This window comes from Paenibacillus sp. FSL k6-2145 (genome assembly GCF_037976585.1).
GTDB lineage: Bacteria > Bacillota > Bacilli > Paenibacillales > Paenibacillaceae > Paenibacillus.
In genome coordinates this window covers 4,797,352-4,815,453 of record NZ_CP150267.1, presented here as the reverse complement: position 1 = coordinate 4,815,453, position 18,102 = coordinate 4,797,352, and the positions used below count along the sequence as shown (strand labels likewise).

General features: G+C 45.5%; 20 protein-coding genes. 2 read left to right on the top strand and 18 right to left on the bottom strand.

All coding sequences use genetic code 11. The annotated features are described in order from the left end of the window. Nucleotides 1-10 precede the first annotated feature (10 nt). Nucleotides 11-1,042: a LacI family DNA-binding transcriptional regulator gene (locus NZ043_RS21605; RefSeq protein WP_339309196.1), complete on the bottom strand. Its 1,032-nt coding sequence runs from the start codon at nucleotides 1,040-1,042 to the stop codon at nucleotides 11-13. A 189-nt stretch (nucleotides 1,043-1,231) separates the two neighbouring features. Further along, on the bottom strand, nucleotides 1,232-2,179 hold the full coding sequence (locus tag NZ043_RS21600) for a DMT family transporter (RefSeq protein ID WP_339309195.1): 948 nt from the start codon (nucleotides 2,177-2,179) through the stop codon (nucleotides 1,232-1,234). A gap of 165 nt (nucleotides 2,180-2,344) precedes the next feature. On the opposite strand from NZ043_RS21600, the gene NZ043_RS21595 reads away from it, so the two are divergent. Then, entirely contained in the window at nucleotides 2,345-3,220 is an 876-nt protein-coding gene (locus tag NZ043_RS21595) for a LysR substrate-binding domain-containing protein (RefSeq protein WP_339309194.1), read from the top strand. Nucleotides 3,221-3,265: 45 nt separating this feature from the next. Here NZ043_RS21595 and NZ043_RS21590 read toward each other — a convergent pair whose 3' ends face one another. From NZ043_RS21590 to NZ043_RS21570, 5 genes are all read right to left on the bottom strand, one after another. After that, entirely contained in the window at nucleotides 3,266-3,463 is a 198-nt protein-coding gene (locus tag NZ043_RS21590) for a hypothetical protein (protein ID WP_133384431.1), read from the bottom strand. Nucleotides 3,464-3,493: 30 nt separating this feature from the next. Next, entirely contained in the window at nucleotides 3,494-3,976 is a 483-nt protein-coding gene (locus NZ043_RS21585; protein ID WP_339309193.1) for a tetratricopeptide repeat protein, read from the bottom strand. 426 nt (nucleotides 3,977-4,402) lie between these two features. Continuing rightward, nucleotides 4,403-5,260 (bottom strand): heme o synthase, encoded by an 858-nt coding sequence (gene cyoE, locus NZ043_RS21580; protein WP_091031533.1) that lies wholly within the window; start codon nucleotides 5,258-5,260, stop codon nucleotides 4,403-4,405. A gap of 158 nt (nucleotides 5,261-5,418) precedes the next feature. Continuing rightward, nucleotides 5,419-5,985 carry a hypothetical protein gene (locus NZ043_RS21575; protein WP_091031535.1) on the bottom strand — a complete coding sequence of 189 codons (567 nt, stop codon included), beginning with the start codon at nucleotides 5,983-5,985 and terminating at the stop codon, nucleotides 5,419-5,421. 245 nt (nucleotides 5,986-6,230) lie between these two features. Further along, a complete protein-coding gene (locus NZ043_RS21570) occupies nucleotides 6,231-6,584 on the bottom strand; it encodes a DUF3243 domain-containing protein (RefSeq protein ID WP_091031537.1) in 354 nt (117 codons plus the stop codon). 247 nt (nucleotides 6,585-6,831) lie between these two features. On the opposite strand from NZ043_RS21570, the gene NZ043_RS21565 reads away from it, so the two are divergent. Continuing rightward, the gene (locus tag NZ043_RS21565; RefSeq protein WP_091031540.1) at nucleotides 6,832-7,041 is read left to right on the top strand and encodes a hypothetical protein; all 210 of its coding nucleotides are present in this window, start codon (nucleotides 6,832-6,834) and stop codon (nucleotides 7,039-7,041) included. Between the two features lie 121 nt (nucleotides 7,042-7,162). On the opposite strand, the gene NZ043_RS21560 is transcribed toward NZ043_RS21565, so the two are convergent. The 11 genes from NZ043_RS21560 to NZ043_RS21510 all read right to left on the bottom strand — a co-directional run bounded on the left by NZ043_RS21560 (nucleotide 7,163) and on the right by NZ043_RS21510 (nucleotide 18,081). Next, a complete protein-coding gene (locus NZ043_RS21560; protein ID WP_339309192.1) occupies nucleotides 7,163-8,080 on the bottom strand; it encodes an NAD(P)/FAD-dependent oxidoreductase in 918 nt (305 codons plus the stop codon). A 348-nt stretch (nucleotides 8,081-8,428) separates the two neighbouring features. Further along, nucleotides 8,429-10,060, bottom strand: coding sequence for an S-layer homology domain-containing protein (locus NZ043_RS21555; protein ID WP_339309191.1), 1,632 nt, complete (start codon nucleotides 10,058-10,060; stop codon nucleotides 8,429-8,431). Between the two features lie 94 nt (nucleotides 10,061-10,154). Beyond that, a complete protein-coding gene (locus tag NZ043_RS21550) occupies nucleotides 10,155-10,754 on the bottom strand; it encodes a nitroreductase family protein (protein ID WP_036670536.1) in 600 nt (199 codons plus the stop codon). A 147-nt stretch (nucleotides 10,755-10,901) separates the two neighbouring features. Continuing rightward, on the bottom strand, nucleotides 10,902-11,156 hold the full coding sequence (locus NZ043_RS21545) for a hypothetical protein (protein ID WP_133384427.1): 255 nt from the start codon (nucleotides 11,154-11,156) through the stop codon (nucleotides 10,902-10,904). A 136-nt stretch (nucleotides 11,157-11,292) separates the two neighbouring features. Further along, nucleotides 11,293-12,156 (bottom strand): AraC family transcriptional regulator, encoded by an 864-nt coding sequence (locus NZ043_RS21540; protein WP_240767982.1) that lies wholly within the window; start codon nucleotides 12,154-12,156, stop codon nucleotides 11,293-11,295. Between the two features lie 65 nt (nucleotides 12,157-12,221). Next, entirely contained in the window at nucleotides 12,222-12,770 is a 549-nt protein-coding gene (locus NZ043_RS21535) for a glutathione peroxidase (RefSeq protein ID WP_076216217.1), read from the bottom strand. A 309-nt stretch (nucleotides 12,771-13,079) separates the two neighbouring features. After that, complete coding sequence (locus NZ043_RS21530; RefSeq protein ID WP_091031548.1) at nucleotides 13,080-13,556, bottom strand: GyrI-like domain-containing protein; 477 nt, start codon at nucleotides 13,554-13,556, stop codon at nucleotides 13,080-13,082. A gap of 126 nt (nucleotides 13,557-13,682) precedes the next feature. Continuing rightward, nucleotides 13,683-14,513, bottom strand: coding sequence for a carbohydrate ABC transporter permease (locus NZ043_RS21525; protein ID WP_076249967.1), 831 nt, complete (start codon nucleotides 14,511-14,513; stop codon nucleotides 13,683-13,685). Nucleotides 14,514-14,595: 82 nt separating this feature from the next. Continuing rightward, a complete protein-coding gene (locus NZ043_RS21520) occupies nucleotides 14,596-15,477 on the bottom strand; it encodes a sugar ABC transporter permease (RefSeq protein ID WP_091031550.1) in 882 nt (293 codons plus the stop codon). A gap of 267 nt (nucleotides 15,478-15,744) precedes the next feature. Next, nucleotides 15,745-17,061: an ABC transporter substrate-binding protein gene (locus tag NZ043_RS21515; RefSeq protein WP_339309190.1), complete on the bottom strand. Its 1,317-nt coding sequence runs from the start codon at nucleotides 17,059-17,061 to the stop codon at nucleotides 15,745-15,747. Nucleotides 17,062-17,229: 168 nt separating this feature from the next. After that, nucleotides 17,230-18,081 (bottom strand): helix-turn-helix domain-containing protein, encoded by an 852-nt coding sequence (locus NZ043_RS21510; RefSeq protein ID WP_289392156.1) that lies wholly within the window; start codon nucleotides 18,079-18,081, stop codon nucleotides 17,230-17,232. Nucleotides 18,082-18,102: the final 21 nt, after the last annotated feature.

The following is an 18,102-nucleotide window of genomic DNA, read 5'->3' as shown; positions in this document are numbered from 1 at the left end:
TCATATCCCATTACTGTATACTGGCGTTATATTCATCACGAATAATTAATTCCGAATAGATCAGCTTGCGTTCATATGGTTCATCCAGGTGTTTGATCCGCCACAACAGCTGATCTACTGCTCGCGTTCCCAGATTCTCTTTGTTAATATGTACCGAAGCAAGAATGGGTTCATCCGTCTGGGTATTGTCAAATCCGGTTACGGCACAGCGTTCAGGCACCTTAATGCCTCGACTTTGGAGTGCCTGAATGACAATGACAGCTGTATGGTCATTTGCGCACACGATAACTTCAGGGATATCCTCCAGCTTCATTTCAGCAACGGATCTCCGAATCTGATCATACTCTGGTCCCAGCAAGCCTTCTTGCTGTTCCCCCTCCAACTGCTTCTCTTCCAGCACCGTACGATATCCAAGCCAGCGTTCTCTAAAACTTGCTGCATCGGGCAGTTGCCCGGCAAACTGGAACCTTCTATACCCTTTTCCAATGAGCATGAGAACCAGTTCTTTCATACATTTCATATTGTCCGTAAAAACCGAGTCTGCGTATATGGCAGGGTCTTCATGATCCACCATGACAAGCGGAATACGCAGCCTGTAAATCTCCAGCAATACCGATGTCGAGATGGTGCCCACGGTAATGACTCCGCTGATTGCGTCGGGATTAAGAACCGAGAACATCCGATCTGAAGAGGGTTCTGTTAACGTTAAAATATCCATTCCCTTCTCATTCAACCTCTCAGAAATGCCGTCAAACACAGGCCCCCAGTATAAGGAAGCTCGATTCTGAGAACGAATGTTGGGAAACAAAATTAATATCGTACCTTGTCGCTCCGCTTCTGGCTTCATCTCCGCTGATATCTGTGTCTCCCCCGGATAACGCTTAGGCTCAGTTCTGAAATACCCAAGCTGCCCCGCCGTTCTGACAATCATCTCGCGTGTATGCTCACTCACACCAGGCTTGCCTGTCAGCGCACGGGAGACTGCGAATTTGGACACCCCCGCAGCATCCGCAATTTGCTGCATCGTTACTCTTTTGGCCATCCTACTCACCCGTTTTTCCTAATTTTCCATTCAGTGTAGCATAAAAAACAAAAATCAACAAAACAAGGTTATGTTATTTTGTTTTTGTTAGGTAGTTGATTATCTGTTTCACAAGCTATTCGACATAACCAAAAAAGGCCCTCTCCCCACCTTCCATAGAAGATGACGAAAGGACCCTTTGTCCGCCAATTATACACCTGGTGCTCCCTGATCCCCAAGTTCCGACTGTAAAACCGGGCGTTTTCTGCGCCAGAAGATAGGCTGTGGAAGTTTGATCTCTGTGATCAGAACACCGACCAACATCAAAGCTGCTCCTGCATATCCTTGCAACGTTAGCGATTCCCCTTGAAAGGTAAATGCAAATGCTGTTGCAAACAGTGGTTCGAGTGAAAAAATCAGACTTGTTCTTGTAGGAGAGGCATGACGCTGCGCGAGTGTCTGCAGAATATACCCCAAGCCGCTACACAAAACACCTAAGCCGAGAATGGCTGCCCAGGATTCAGCCGTAGCGGGCATACGTGGCGTTTCCAGTATAAATGTAGCTGCAATTCCCCACATCGCTGCAACACCTAATTGAACTGTCCCCAATGTTAATGGATCATGCTTCGGTGTGAACTTGCCAGCAATCATTATATAGATGGCATACACAAGTGCTGCTAGTATGCAGAGAATATCCCCCGTGTGCAGACTAAGCTGATGCTGAAGCGTCAGCAAGCCAAGCCCGGTAACTGCAACCAGGATACTGAGCGTCAATCGTTTGTCCGGCATACGACGATGCTGGATGGTCGTCAGGATCGGTACAAAAATAACTGCCAAACTTATCAAGAATCCCGCTTGGGATGTCGTTGTTCGTTGCACACCATAGGTGATGAATACAAATGCAGCGAATAAAGCTGTCCCCATAATAGCTCCTGCCAAAAGTGTTCTGCGATCCATGTTAAACAACCGCCGATGAAAAAGAAGTCCTGCCGCAATAAAGGCAATTCCAAAACGAAATGCGACCAGATTCAATTCTTGCATGGACTCCAGGCCCGATTTCATAAACAGGTAGGATGATCCCCATATAACCGTTGCGAGCAGCATCTGTATGTCCGCTCTTCTTGTTGCCTGACCTTGATTAACATGTACACCATTCATCTTGCTTCAACCTTCATTCTATGTATTCTGAGCTGTGTGATCGTGCGTCAAACTAACTCGCCTTGGCAAGTATAAACGATCTCTTTGCATTATTAAAATGAATATTTATAATATATTATATGAAATAAACTCATACATTAAATGAGGGAAGGAACGGAACCGTTCATGTCACTGATCAAATACGAAATATTGAATACCGTTGTGGAATATGGCAGTCTCACCAAAGCAGCAGAAGCATTAAGCATCACCCAATCCGCCGTCAGCCATGCCATCGCCAGTCTGGAGACAGAATGTGGTTTTTCACTGCTCCATCGCGGCCGCTCCGGGGTGCGGGTTACCGCTGAAGGCGAACGTATTCTAGGATACACACGTGAGATTCTGCGCTGGACGGAACTGATGAACCAGGAAATCTCCCTCATTCGCGGCGCGGAGATTGGTACGGTGCGTATTGGCACCTTCGCCAGTGTCTCCACACAATGGTTGCCAGGCATCCTGAAACAATTTCGCCTGCGTCATCCAGGAATTGAGATCAAGCTGTGGGAGGGCGATTATGCTGAGATTGAGGGCTGGCTGGCTGGAGGTGCCATCGATCTCGGATTTCTGTCCCTCGGCGATTCATCACCTTTTGAGACGATCCCATTGCAAAAAGACAGGATGATGTGCATCCTGCCTCTAGACCATCCTCTTGCCTCAGAGGAATCTGTTTCGTTTGATATTCTGCTGGAGCAACCCTTTATTCTGCCCAAATGGGGCGGAGACAACGAGATTGAACGGCTGATCCGGCAGCATGCAGCCAAGCTCAATGTCGTCTATGAAGTCGCAGAAGATCAAGCCATCATGGCGATGGTCCGTAATGGTCTGGGTATCAGCTTGTTGCCGGAAATGGTACTTCAAAATCATACGGATTCGCTCGCGCTCGTACCACTCACTGGAGATCCTTATCGCACGATTGGCATGGCCTGCCCGTCTTTGGTTAATCTATCGCCAGCTACGCGGCGTTTCATTGAAGAGGTGCAACAGTGGCTCAGCCAGGCTATGTAAGTAAATTCGGAGAATCACTACCTTTGTCGGTATGATCCATTCCTCCTATCCGTTACTCACAAATTGGATAACACCAAGAGTCAGCAGCAGTACAAATATAACCGCAATTGTGATACCCAAACCGATCAGGAAGCGCTTGCCAAGTGAGCGTTTGTTCTGCTGGTTGCGTCCCAGGCTATCCAGCTTCTGCTCAATTTGATCTAACCTTTCATTTACCTGTCTCAGATCTTGATTGGAGTTCATTATCCATCTCCCCTTTTCTGCATAATCGGTCTATTCCCACACCCGATCGAGCTGATCTGCGTAGTAACGGATTGCTCTGTTATAGTCATTGATTCTCTTGTCACTTGATGTGTCCGCAAGTTGTACGAGCAGTCTTTGCATCGCTTCTGCATGTTCACCCAGATTATAGAGCACCATGGCATAGAAAACTTCAAATTCCCGGTACGCCGGGAATTCTTTCATCCCTTTTTCAAACCAAACTTTCGCCTGCTCGTACTGTCCAAGCGTTCTGTATGTACTGCCTAATCCGAGTATTGCACCTGCTCTGTCCTCCCCAGAAAGTCCAAGACTCAGTGCCTTCTCATAATACGGAACAGCTTCCCGCTCCAATCCAAGCGAATCATGTGCCCAAGCCAGCTGATACCAAACATTCGCATTCTCGGGTTCCTGGACTGTAATCTCTTGCAAAAGTTCAATCGCTTCCTGCACCTTGCCTTCTTGTCTCCATTCTACGGCCTGTTCCAAATCACTCATGATGTCACTTCCCATCTTGCATTATAATTTCCACATATATGATTCAATTGTTTTATTATACCAAAAAAGCACACTGGAGAATATGTTGTAACAACTCAAGGTTGTCCAAACGCTATTCCATCGTGTGCTTTTTCATTCGATGCAGCTTGTTATAAAAAATGGACTAAAGCATATTTCCACTGGACACTTCGATGACAGAACAACCTTCCGATCGCTGTTATCCCCGAATTTTTCGAATCATTTTAACAAAGGTGAAAATCCGGGGATAAGCGTATGCTTTCGATGCAGCTTTCTTTCAGAAAGCTTTTAGGCGAACGCTTTCGCTTCTTCAGGTTTTTTCTGCCCTCTCCGTTTTGTGTAAATGTTTAGTTCAATTTATATAGCATAAGCTGAAATCTCTCTGAAAACGATCTGTTCATCGTCTAATTATGACCATACCGTATTCGCTACCATCACAATAAATACAAGCATAAGGTAATTCACCGAGATCAGAAAGTTTACTTTTGCCCATTTCTCATCATCCTGTGTCTTCAGTCCGCTAAGTGTATGCACGAACCAGATCAGTCCACCGACCAGAGATACAATCAGAAATACCAGACCAACGTAGTCGTAATAATACAACAGAAATACAGCAGGAAGCAGCAGAAAAACATAAGGAATCATCTGAAACTTGGTGCGTTTCACCCCTTTAACCACTGGCAACAACGGGAAGCCAGCAGCACGATACTCCTCTACCCGGCGAATACCCAATGACCAGAAGTGTGGTGGTTGCCACAAGAATAATAGTGCAAACAGCAACCAGGCACCTGCATCAATCTCATTGGTTACAGCCGTATAACCGATGACAGGCGGCATCGCTCCTGCAATTCCACCGAGCGACGTGCTCCACGTTGAACTGCGTTTCAACCACATCGTGTAAATCACGATGTAAGCGAACCATCCAAGCAGTGCCATCCAGCCTGATAACGGATTCACCAGGAGATACAGTACTGCTAGTCCCACAATACCAAGGATAATGCCATAGCCAAGTACAAACCCTGGCTTCAGATGGTTAATGTAATCCATCCTTTTTTTGGTGCGCTCCATCTTTTGGTCCAATTCACGATCCCAATAATTGTTGATTACACAAGCTGAAGCAATAACCAAGGTTGATCCAATCACGACCATGAGAAGAGATAACCAGTTGATATCCCATTTTGAAGCTACCCAGAATCCTACCGCCACCGCAAACACATTTAACCTTAGAAGTCCGGGCTTAGTTAATGCAATCATGTCTTTAAGCATGAGGCTCCTCCTGAACTATGTAAAAACGCCATTCCAATAATGATACATGTACCTACCATTAATTACAATCGCTTTCATGAATTTGTCATAACCAAAAAGCATCCCTCACCGTTCCAATGAACAGGAGGAATGCTTGAATGATGAATTTAATCTTATTTTTATGGGATGTATTGTTGTACAATTTTAGTAACTTTTCCGTCCTGCACCGTCAGATGATACGGGAATACGGACAGATCAAGAATACGGGTATTCTCATACAACGATTCGAACTTGGATAATGTTACAGGTTCATTCCACTGAATGTCTGCGCCCTGCATCGTACCATCCCGATCATACAACTGCATCAATACTTCAGCATTGGCACTAACCTCAACTTGTTCCTGCTCTTTGCTATCGTTGACAATATAGTAACCATCTGGAGCACCGTCTATACCTGCTTCCGGATTGCGCTGTGCAAAAATCGCATCGGCTTCTTCACCCTGATACCAGCCAATCTTGTCCACTGTCATAAACAATTTGCCATCTTCTATGTGCATACCTTCAACATAGGCTGTAAACATCTCGGAGTTTGCAACTTGAGCTTCTTTCGCAGAAGGTTGTTGAGCGTCCGTACTACCTTGAGCATTCGCAGGGGTAAGTAAATATGTAGTCAGCACAATCATACCAAGTAAAGCAACAACTGCACCGATCATTCGTAGTTTCCATTGTTTTGTCGCGTTCTTCATAGGTAACATCTCTCCTTAATATGAACGTTACTATTCCTTAACCGGAAGTCTTGCTTCTCAAACGCTCATGTGAACTATCGATTCCAACGTTCTTTCTTTTCCTATCATACTTGTTAGGGAGATTATAAAAGTATCAGCCAGATTAAAAATAGTTACAATGTGCGTCATCACTTCTGTCTGTAGTCTCCGTAAACGGCAATAACCCCTGAAGGCATCGCCATTCAGGGGTTATTAACTTACTAATCTTAATGATTGGGTGTGGAGCTTTGTGCCAAACGAACGAGCATATGAGCCAGCATGTGACGTTCATCTTCCTTGCCGACATTCCACAGCTCCTGAAGCAATTTTTCTTCACGGTTACGGGGTTCTTCGTTAGCAGCCAGATGGTCAGCAACTTTCTCAGCAATTTTGGCCATCTGCTCCTCACTTAGTCCGATTGATTCACCCATCGCAATTCGCTTACCCAGGTATTCTTTGAACGCATCAAAGTTCTGTAGAATCTGTTCTCTTTCTTCCGGCGCAATCTTCTCGATTGCATTGTCCACCTTGTCAGTTGAAACTTGGCCATCTTTATGGATTACATGATTTTCTTCATTCATTTGAATAACCTCCTGCATAATAGTTGTTTATTGGTTTTGAGATTTAATCTTTGATACTCATTGGTTATCTATAATATAAACGTATTGCAGAAGTTTAATCAGTTCGTTCAATTCTGTATATATCTTTTATATATGAGCAAGTACGCGTTTCAAAAGAACTACAGCGGTTAATCGTTTACATATACGTAACGGTGTTTGGATATGTTAATGAACACCTTATACAATATCGAACCAGGAGGGATTTCCCATGCGTGATAAAACCAAACATGAAAAGACAAACGATGAACTTGAACCAGGAGTGAATACTGTTATCCATCCAGACAAAAATAATCCCGGACCAACCGATATGATCGAAGGCGTGGTTGGCGATATCGTGGACAACATTCGCAAAGATTTCTCCCATGAATCGAAGGACAAGACGTCCTCTTCCAAGTCAAAGGATTCATCAGACAAATAAGCGTAATCTTTTTCTTCCTAACAAAAGATAGCTCAAAAAGTCCTCCTGCCATATGTATGGCTTGGGAGGACTTTTTGGTAATGAACAATTAAATAATCAACCTCATATTTGAAGGTGAAATTCAACGTGAATCCTTTGTCATCTGCTGTAACGCCTTATGAATCCAGATCGCGGCAATGGAACCTTCACCCATCGCAACGGTTGCTTGTTCTGCGTGCAGTCCTAAATCCCCGGCTATCCATACATTATTTGCTGCCTGCAAGCTGCGCGGATCAGCTTCTACATGTTTATTATCTGCGATTACAGCTCCAAGCTGCTCCGCGAGTTCATAGTGTACACGATTGCCTCCAAATGCGATAAATCCACGCTCCGACTCAAAAATCTGTCCATCTTCGGTCAGAACACCGGTGATATGACCATCCTCAATCTGTTGCACTTCCTGGACAGCCGCTTCCAGATAACGAACTCCCGCCTCTTTCATGCTGCGATGCAGCTCTGCAGATATGGGAGCCTGCTCATGATTGATATATAACAGATCATTCGTACGCTGAATTAAAATCATCGCCATATTGGCACCTGCTTCACCAGATCCCAATAGTACCGTACGTTGATCCTGAATCTCATAACCATCGCAATCAGGGCAGACATACACTGTTCGGCCCAGCGTAGGGGTTAGTCCCGGAATGTCCGGAACTCTATCCGTGAGCCCCGTTGCCAATAACACGGTTTTGCTCCTATATTCAGATCCGGAAGTACCGAACAATTGGATCTTCTCTCCATGACGTCCTGCTTTAACAATACGGTCTTTCTCAAAAGATACACCGGTCCGCTCTGCCTGCATCCTGCCTCGTTCTCTAAGCTCTTCACCGGATACCCCATTGGGGAAACCGAGGATATTATGATAAGTCCGGCACAACGTCGATCTGCCTTCTCCCGCGTCGATTACCAACACCTGATGAGCTGAATAACGTCCAAGCTGAATGGCTGCCTGAAGCCCTGCGAGCCCTCCACCAACAATTATGCAATCAACCTCTCGCATGCTCCTTCTCCTCCTGAACTATATATATTGAACTAACAAGTATTTACACCGGTCACTCCGATGACAGAACAACCTTACGATCGCTGTTATCCCCAGATTTTTTTTATATCTTTTACAAAGGTTAAATCCGGTGATAAAGGCGTACGCTTCGCTTCTTCAGCTTCGTTCTGTCCTCTCCGTTTTGTGTAAATGTTTAGTTCAATATATCTATATTTTGTCCTTATATACATTAAACCGTTCAGCCAAGCTTAAACGATTCCTCATATTGCTTATCTTATACCAAAACAAAGAGACCCAAACCATCCGGCAGCATCCCGGTTCGCTTGAGTCTATCAGATTCATGAATATTTAGAAGTTATACGATTCAAATCGCGAAGCATTTGAAATGGCGTTCCATACATCGGCTGTTTCGCCGCCCATATACCAGTAAGCCAGTCCGGCAATCTGCCGTTGCTCACTCATTAACACTTTGGCCGATAAAGAACGACTATCCTCTGCCCATATATATCTTGGCATACCGTTACTGTTGTACCCAATAATATATTGAACCAACCTTGCATCCCATCGTCTTACAGATCCCGTGGCATGGGCACGCGTTCCCTGGTCTGACAGTGTTATGTCCCAAGAACTCGTTGCTGGATTCACTGAAGACCAGTCTCGTGTATATAGCGGAAGGGCCAAAATGGTTTTGGCACGTACCACCTCGGAGAGCATGGTATCCAGTGCCTTTTCCACCCATGGAAGAGACGCCACTGATCCTACTTTCGGATCACCGTTCCAGTGTTCCTCGTATCCCATCAGCACCATATAATCCGACACAGCGCCCAGTTTGGCATAATCAAATGCATCGGTCCAATCTGTACCCAGGTCTGGTGATACATCCACAGACACAACTGCACCCAGTGCGTGCAACGTAGCCGTCAAGGAGGTCACAAATGCCGTCAGCCCTTCACGATCCGCAGGATCAACATTCTCGAAATCCACATTAATGCCGTCCAGTTTATAGGTTTTGACATAGGCGGCTACCTGTGAGATCACTGCTGCTCGGTTGGCTGAGCTGGATAACATCTGATGCGTAAGTGCCGAATCGGAACGATTCCCAAGCAATGGCCATAACTGCCTGTCTGTGGCGGATGCCCAGGAGATCAATGCCGGGTCCGCGTGATCCGTGACTTTCATACTGCTGTTCAGGAAAAACCAGCGTGGGACAAGCGTATTCACTTCAGACTGTTCCACTTGCTTCTTGAATTCAGCGGCAGTGGAGTTATATTGCCAACCCAACTGAACGCCGAGTTCATCTCCACGTTGTAACTGTTCAGACCATGTTTTCTTTTGTAAAATGGCATCAAGCATTACGGCTGCTTCTTCTCGCGTTACCTGGTCATGCGGTCGGAACACGCCTCCACTTCCCCGCATCAGTCCAAGCTGGTATACCGTCTGCACATAGGGACGTGCCCAGTCCGAGATATCCGCTGCGTCGAAATACGTTGAAGATAAGAGTGCGGTCTCTACGGGTTGTTGTTTCAACATTCGCACAAGAAGGGCAGCCGCTTCTTCGCGCGTAATGGAAGCATTAGGCTGGAACGTTCCCTGACCCTTACCCTCCAGAATAAAAAGATTCGTCATGGCAGCAACGTTGCCGTAATACCAAGCATTCATGCTTATATCCTGATAGGGATTTATATTATTTTTAACGGGCTTCAAACCTAGCAATCTCACCGCAAACGTCGCAAATTCTGCACGAGTAACGGCCTTCTTCGGTTCAAAGGTAGTCTCTGACGTACCTGCAGCAATGCCTTTGTCCACCAGATGTGTAATGGCATCCTTCGCATAACTCGTACGCGTATCCTGAAATTGTTGCTGTACGGTTGCAGCTTGAATGGTATTGCTGTATCCAGCCACCGATCCAAGTGCTAACATTCCGCATAAAGCAATTTTCCATATCCGTTGGTTCGTTATGTCTTTTAATCTATTGTTCACATTAAAAAGCCTCGCTTCATTGGATTACGATCAACTATCATCGTATCAAATTGAAGCGAGGCCGTATGTGGTTAAATGTTGGGAAATGCGAAGCTTACTTGTGTACTTTTACGCGCTCTTCAATTGGTTGGAATTCTTTCTCACCTGGTGCTGCCGTTGGTTTACCAAATGGCATCTGAGCGATCAATCTCCAGTTCTCAGGAATGTTCCATTCTTGCTTCACTTTCTCGTCAATCAACGGGTTGTAGTGCTGCAAAGATGCACCCAGACCTTCTTGTTCCAGAGCAGTCCAGATGACCAGTTGCAACATGCCGTTGGATTGGTTAGCCCAGATTGGGAAGTTATCTGCATAAGCTGCAAAGTTTTGTTGAAGCTGTGCGATCGCATTGTTATCTTCGAAGAAGAGAACCGTACCATATCCGCTGCGGAATCCAGTCATTTTCTCTGCTGTGGATTTGAAAGCTTCTTCATTGCCTACCACTTCACGCAAAATTTCTTCTGTGTGATTCCACAATTTATCATGTTGTTCACCGAGCAATACAACGGCACGGGATGTTTGTGAGTTAAAGGAAGTTGGTGTATATTTCACCGCTTCTTCTACGATTTCCTGGATTTTAGCATCCGAAATTGTAGATTCCTTGCTGATTCCATAATAAGATCTTCTGTTTTTCAACGCATCAAAAAAAGTTGTCATTCTTATTCGCCTCCCAAATTTTTTTTCAATTGCCAACATAGTAACTATAATATAGTAACATACATTAGTCAACAAACTAATTTATTTTCACTAAATATACATTCACCGAAAACATTTCAACAAGTTTGCCCACAACAGCAATTGGAATTATCCTTCGCCCGTCTTTTTGCGATAATCCGCCCGGTATTTCTCTTCCGTAGACGAGTTACTTTTTGTCTGATCTTTATTCTTCTCTTCCTGAGCTTCCATATTCAGATCTTCCATTGGAATTGGATCTACAGTCTGTTCTTCTTCATGTCGGTCAAGCAGACTTTCGTGCTCTGTCTTATATTGTTCAGGATTGTCATGGGATTGTTCCTGATGGGTATCGCTGTTATTTTGATCCGGTGTGCGCTGTTTCATTCATATTCGCCTCCTCTGGGTTCATTACCTTTCTTTACCTGTTCTGCGTGTCCTCTAAACACAGTGGTATGCATTCCTCAAACGAAAATCAACAAAAAAAGCCGACCAGACAAGCTGGTCAGCTCACAGAGGGCTTCTAGGATTGGCGATGCAATTGGGTACGGTACAGATCAGGCGAACATCCCACACTTTGTTTGAACATCCGACTAAAATGCGAAAGGCGTTTGAAACCGGACAATCGACTTGCTTCTGTCACAGTAATCTCTGGTTGGAACTGAAACAAAAGCTTCGCCTGATTGATGCGACGGTCATACAGGTATTTGAATATCGTCAAACCTGTCATTTCCTTAAACATGCCTGCCAGATATGGCTTGGATAGATGTAATTCCAGTGCCAAATCATCCAGACCAATGTCCTTCATATAATGGGTATCCACATAACGAATAATATGCTGGACATGCCGCTCCCTCTCCGATGAGGGAAGTTGTTCTTCGACATCGCCTTGGCAGATCTCTGCTACAAAATACAACAGATCACACAGTCTGACATTCATTCGCTCCTGCCTGAAATTGCTCTGACTTTGAGACAGACGATGAAGATCATGCAATAGAGCTTCGAATTCAGAACGGCTATCACCCATCAGATTGACCCGGCAATTTCTTAGTTCTTCAAATGGCCTCAAGACCTCAACCATACGGTCCGGATGCAGGCTGCTGCGAATGGCAGACGGATCAAAATGCAGTGTGCTTCGCTCATAAGCACTGCCTGGTTTCGGATGTGGTCGATGAAGAGTCAAGCCATGCATCAACACCAGATCACCCGGCTCCAGGTTATATACCCGGTCTCCTATGATATAGGTACATTCTCCATCATGAAAATAATAAATCTCATAATGTGGATGGGAATGGAATCCATCTGACTTGCCCGGGTCAAACGTGCTGGTGGAACGGTAACTATACTCCAGTGAAGCATTAAATTGCATCATGCTCGGCACATTCATGCACCTCCTGTTCGGAAGAGGGGAACGATTTGTGTCATGCCCCTGTAGGATATATGAAAGTGAAATTATAAAAGCTGTTTAATACTCTCTTGAATCTCGTCGATGGAGTCGATAGGTTCGAAGCGTCTGACCACACGACCCTCTGCATCAATCAGGAATTTAGTGAAATTCCACTTGATTGCATCTCCATGTAACCATTCCGGTGCCTTCTCAGCCACCATTAATTTCAATAATTTGGCCTGTATATCTGTTTCATCAAAGCCAGCAAAAGGCCCTGATCTTTTCAAAAAGTCGTAGAGCGGGTGCGCCGCTTCTCCATTCACATCCAGTTTGGAGAACATCGGAAATTTCACACCATAGTTAATCTGGCAAAACGATTCCGCTTCCGAACTGCTTCCGGGCTCTTGCTCTGCAAACTGGTTACACGGGAAACCAATAATCTGAAGCCCTTGATCCTTGTACTGGTCATACAGCTTCTGCATATCATCAAACTGGTGCGTATATTTACATTTACTTGCCGTGTTTACGATGAGCACAGGTTTTCCTTCATATTGATAGAGTGGGAAACGCTCTCCACTGGTTCTGGTTACGGTAAAGTCGTAGATGGTTGGCATAAGTCTAGTGCACCTCGCGATAGTTATGTAGTCATACAGCATCATATGATTTTATATTATATACGAAGTTTGAACTATTGTATTGGAGAAGATATTGATCGTTCAGATTAGACTCAGAGATATTTGAAAATATATCTATTACTCAACTGCTCTAATACTCATAACATATTTGGTTCTGGGGGGATACTTTATTTCCAGTGTTTTATCTCGATTTTCCCATGCGATATCTCAAACAATAAATATGATTATACTCAGTTTCAACAACATCCTCTTCCTTCATTTAAATGTGTCCCATGAATCCCGATAAAATCACTGCAAAGCTACATATATATCAATCTCATTGTTGGGACTTTCCGGTTGATAACGCTCATCCCAAATTTCAAAATCATAATCTTTGGGTTCATGTCCCGTCTCACCAAACCACTGTCCATATATATAATCATATGTATCACCAATCTCTGACTCAACCCCTCGATGCGTGCACGTCACATACTGACTGTCAGGGACCTCATGACTTATCATCTCTGAAGGAACATTCTCCGAACTAATTACTTCATATCCTATTAGATGTGTGAACTTATCAACCTTTGCATTGAAATCCACGTTCATCGGATAAATCTGCATCAACATGACGTTGTCATTTTTTCGATGTTGAAATTCATCTTTTCTCTCAACAAGCTTATGATAGTGGCTCTTGCCCAGACCCGATTCGAACTCTTCTATAGTCGCTTCGATTGAATATCCTACAACGCAAAAAGCGGGCAATGTGATCACTTTCATTTCCATGAGAATCTCCTCCAATGATAAACTCAGATCATGGATTAATTCTCCCTTTTAACAGAAAACCCTTCTGCCGCGAAAATCTCTTCGTTCAGCAAAAGGGTTATATTATGGGATTGTAAGATCGCAGCTTCAACCCTTCACGGCACTTCCGGCCACGCCCTGGATAATATAATGCTGTCCCACCAGAAAAACGATGATCATCGGAATAATACCTGCCGTGGCAGCGGCCATCATGCCGTTGTAATCCACATTGTTCTCCAGAATAAAGTTCTGCAGTCCTAGTGGCACGGTGTACAGGTCTTTGTCGATCAGGAACACTAGCGCATTTTCATAGTCATTCCAATGCCATGAGAAATCGATGATCGCCAGGGTAGCCAGCGCTGGCTTCGCCAAAGGCAGAATCAGTCTGAAGAATATGCGCAGATGACCGGCACCATCGATGAACGCGGCTTCCGAGATCTCTGAAGGCACTGATAGGAAGAATTGCCGCAGCATAAACACCCCAAAGATCGTGAACATTCCAGGCAGGATCAATGCCCAATGCGTATTATATATGCCAACCCATTCAAACATCAGGAACTTCGGTACAAAGAGTACCTGCGGAGGCACCATCATCATCGAGAGATAGATCAGGAACAGTGTCTCCCGACCTTTGAATTGAATCCGTGCGAAGCCATAGGCTGCAAAAGCCGAGAGAAATACAGCTCCGACCGTGCTAATTAGCGATATTTTCAACGAGTTCAGATAATATGTCGCAAAGGTATCCGCCCCACTCCAGACCTTAATATGATGCTCCCAGTTTAGGCTGGAGGGTATCCACTGGATGGGATAGGTGAATACGTCCGCAGGAGATTTGAACGACGTGCTGATCATCCAGATGAACGGCATAATCATCAGCAGGGCAAACCCGGACATCAGAAGTGTCAATATGATTTTTCGAATCTGCGTCAAGGACTCCATGCGGACTTTCACTTTAGGTGAATGTGGGGCTGTGGGCTTCGCATTCGCGGCAATTTGTTTCTCCATAACAATCCCTCCTCTCCTAGTAGTGAACCCAACGTTTCTGACCAAGCCACTGCAATACAGTGAAGATCATGATGATGGCAAAGAGCGCCCAGCTAATGGCAGCAGCGTATCCCATCTCGTAATATCGGAAGGCATTCTGGTAGATAAACAGCGACAGCACGGTTGTACTGTTTCCCGGCCCACCCTGAGTTATGGCCTGGATAATGCCAAAGTTTTTGATCGTCATAATCAGTCCTGTAATCAGCAGCAAAAAGGTCGTTGGGCTCACGAGTGGCCAAATCACGTGGCGAATGGTCTGCCAGGGACGGGCTCCATCAATCCTTGCAGCTTCAACTAATTCCTCCGGGATTTCCTGCAAAGCGGCCAGATATATAATCATGTTGTATCCCAGCATGAACCAGATCCAGATGATATCAATCGCATACATGGACCATTCGGTTGTTGATAACCAGCCGGGTGGGTTCGTAATACCGATTCCGCGCAAGAAACCATTAATTGGCCCCGATGTTGGCTGAAACAGCAGCATCCAGACAAAGGCGATGGCAACGCCGCTGGTGATATAGGGCATGAAATAGAGGGCACGCAGTGTTTTTTGCCAGTACACCGACTTATTCAGCGCCACAGCCACGATAAATGCCAAACCCATCGATACTGGAACCGCTAACAAAAATACAAATGTATTTCGCAGGGCCACCCCAAACAGATCATCATTCAACATCCGGCGGATATTGTCCAGCCCGACGAAATTCGTCTCCGGGCTCATGAATTTGTAATCAGTGAACATGAGATAGAACGAATAGACAGCCGGTATAATAAAAAACAACAGCACGCCAATCATATTGGGCCCAATAAACAGATACCCGAGCCTGCTCTGCCGTTTCATCCAGGATTTATGCATATGCTCCCCCACTCCTTAACATCTGTTCTGGAATTAAGCATAACAAGATGTCCTCTAACATTTAAGGAACATAACCCTGTACCTGATATCACAGATATATGTATTTCGGCAGTGCCTTTAGGGAGGAAAACAACATGGAATTGTTCTATTTCCTTTAGCCCGGAAAGCCCTAGCTAATGCCATACATCTAATGCTCTATTGTTCTATTGCTTATATAGAAAAAACCGTCCCATTGGGGACGGCCTTTGGACTCATTGCTTTTGCATTCTATTGATTCTGCTTCAGCCAGTCATTATGGCGTTTGACCATGTTCTGTACCGTAACTTCGGCAGTCTGGTTACCAAGGAAGAACTTTTCATACTCCTGTGCACGCAGATCGACCACTTCCTGCGCAATGCTGCGGACAAACGTAGGTGTCTCGTCACCATACAACACAAATTCCAGTGACTCTTTATCATAAGAATCGGCATAATCGCCCAGCAGGTGATCAATAGCAGTCTGTTGATCAACCGCATTTGAGGAAGGCAAACGTCCACCCGCAGCCATTGGCATCATTCCCCCATCGGCGTACCATTTCAGGAACTCCCATGCGGCTTCTTTGTTTTTCGACTTGGAATTGATCGCGATAAAGTCACCAAGTCCTCCACTCTTCACCATATCTGCTTCTTGTGCAGCCAGTCTCGGTACAGGTGCAAAGGCGATTTTCCAATCCCGCGGGAACTCGGTCATATTGTTTGATGTGCGAATCAGCCATTCGCCGATATTAATCATGGCAGACTCACCGCCAAGGAACATGTTTTCCACCGGCATTTTGGAAGTCAGCTGCTCTCCGAGCGGAGGGGTAGTTGCATCCTCCTTCATCATTCCGTTCAACGTCTCCAGCCATTTAGTGACAAGCGGATCATCGAGGTTAGAAGTACCGTCTGCCTTAACATAGCCGTTCTTCACCAGAACGGAATCGAGCGGGTCTACATAGGAAGCGGTATGCTGCACCAATCCGTACTTGAAGCCAGCCGTCTTCAGTTTGAGTGCATACTCACGGGCTTCATCCCATGTCCAGGCTTTCGGTACACTCAGTCCGGCCTGATCAAGCGCTTTCATATTTAAAGCGAAGAAGGCAGCGTTTTTCTTGGTTGGCATCCCGTAATATTTGCCGTCCACTTTCCAGGAAGCCGCATCTTCACCCATTTTCTCATCAATGTTGTAATCAGTGAACTCACCTAGATCCAGCGCCGTCCCGCCCTTGATGCGTTTATCGAGGTTTGTGAGAGTGTAATTGACATATAGGTCAACGTTCTGCCCGGTGGACAGCGCCGTATCCAGCTTTAGGTTGCCATCATCATCATTCACAAACCGCACATATTCCACCTGAATATCAGGATGCTCCGCATTCCAGGTATCCACCACTTCCTGTGGACCATTCTCGGGCGGCACCGCGCCCCACATGGTGAGTTTCACTTTTCCCCCTGCCGCTCCACCTCCGTTGTCTCCACCGTTCGTCTCATTTTTACCTACACAGCCGGCAAGCAAGCCCAGCATCAGCGCACCTACGATTAACCCCGTTAATCCTTTTTTGATTCTCATCTGGTCACATGACCTCCCTGAATTGAAGTGTACCTTCCGTTACATCGTAGCAGGGACCTTCCTGGGTTCATAAGATACATATCCATGATTCGGATTGAACAAAAATACGGATTTACTTGTGCTTGCCTGAGCACTCGGTACACATATTCCTTCTACTCATCCTGTGAGTCACGAACGATGGCGATACTGGCTGGGCGTGCAACCGGTCCAACGCTTGAATATTTTGATGAAATAATTATCACTTCCGAACCCTACCCGGTAACCAATCTCTTGTACGGGAAGGTCCGTCTCGCGCAAATATTCAGCCGCTTTCTCCATCCGTACCCCATGCAAGTAGTGAATCAGGGTATGGCCGGTTTTCTTTTTAAACAAAGCGCTCACATAATTCTCGCCCATCATCACATATCGTGACATGGATTTGACGGTAATGTCCTGGTCGTAATGCTGTCCGATGTACTCAATTATTTTGCTAATCTCCGGATGCTTCACAACCGGCTCACGAACAGGTGTAAATGGAAGATCCGTATCAGACGGGGTCGCAGAAGAGACCGTAAGAGAATTAGGCAAAGCAGGCGTTGATGTGAGAACCGGTGTGGAAGGCGGCACTTCATGTTGATCTGTCTCTGTCCGGGCTTCAGCCGAAGCTCCCAGTTCCGCACTTACTTTACGCAGAGTATCACGCAGTGAATTTACACTCATCGACAGCTTCAGAATATAATTGGAAGCCCCGTATTCCATTGCACGGCGTACATATTCGAACTCCCCCATACAGGTGAGCATGACAAACTTGGTTTTTAACCCGGCCTGACGGGTCTGTTTGAGTAATTCCAGACCATCCATACCTGGCATGACAATATCGGTCAGCACCAGATCGGGTGTATCCTTTATAATCATCGCCAGCGCTTCGGTCCCATTACCGGATTCTCCGATGACCGTGAAGCCCAGCTCTTCCCAGGAAATAATCTCTCGCACCGACTCTCGTACAAATACCTCATCCTCCACAAGCAATACCTTCCACATGCCAGATTCCCCTCTCCAGTC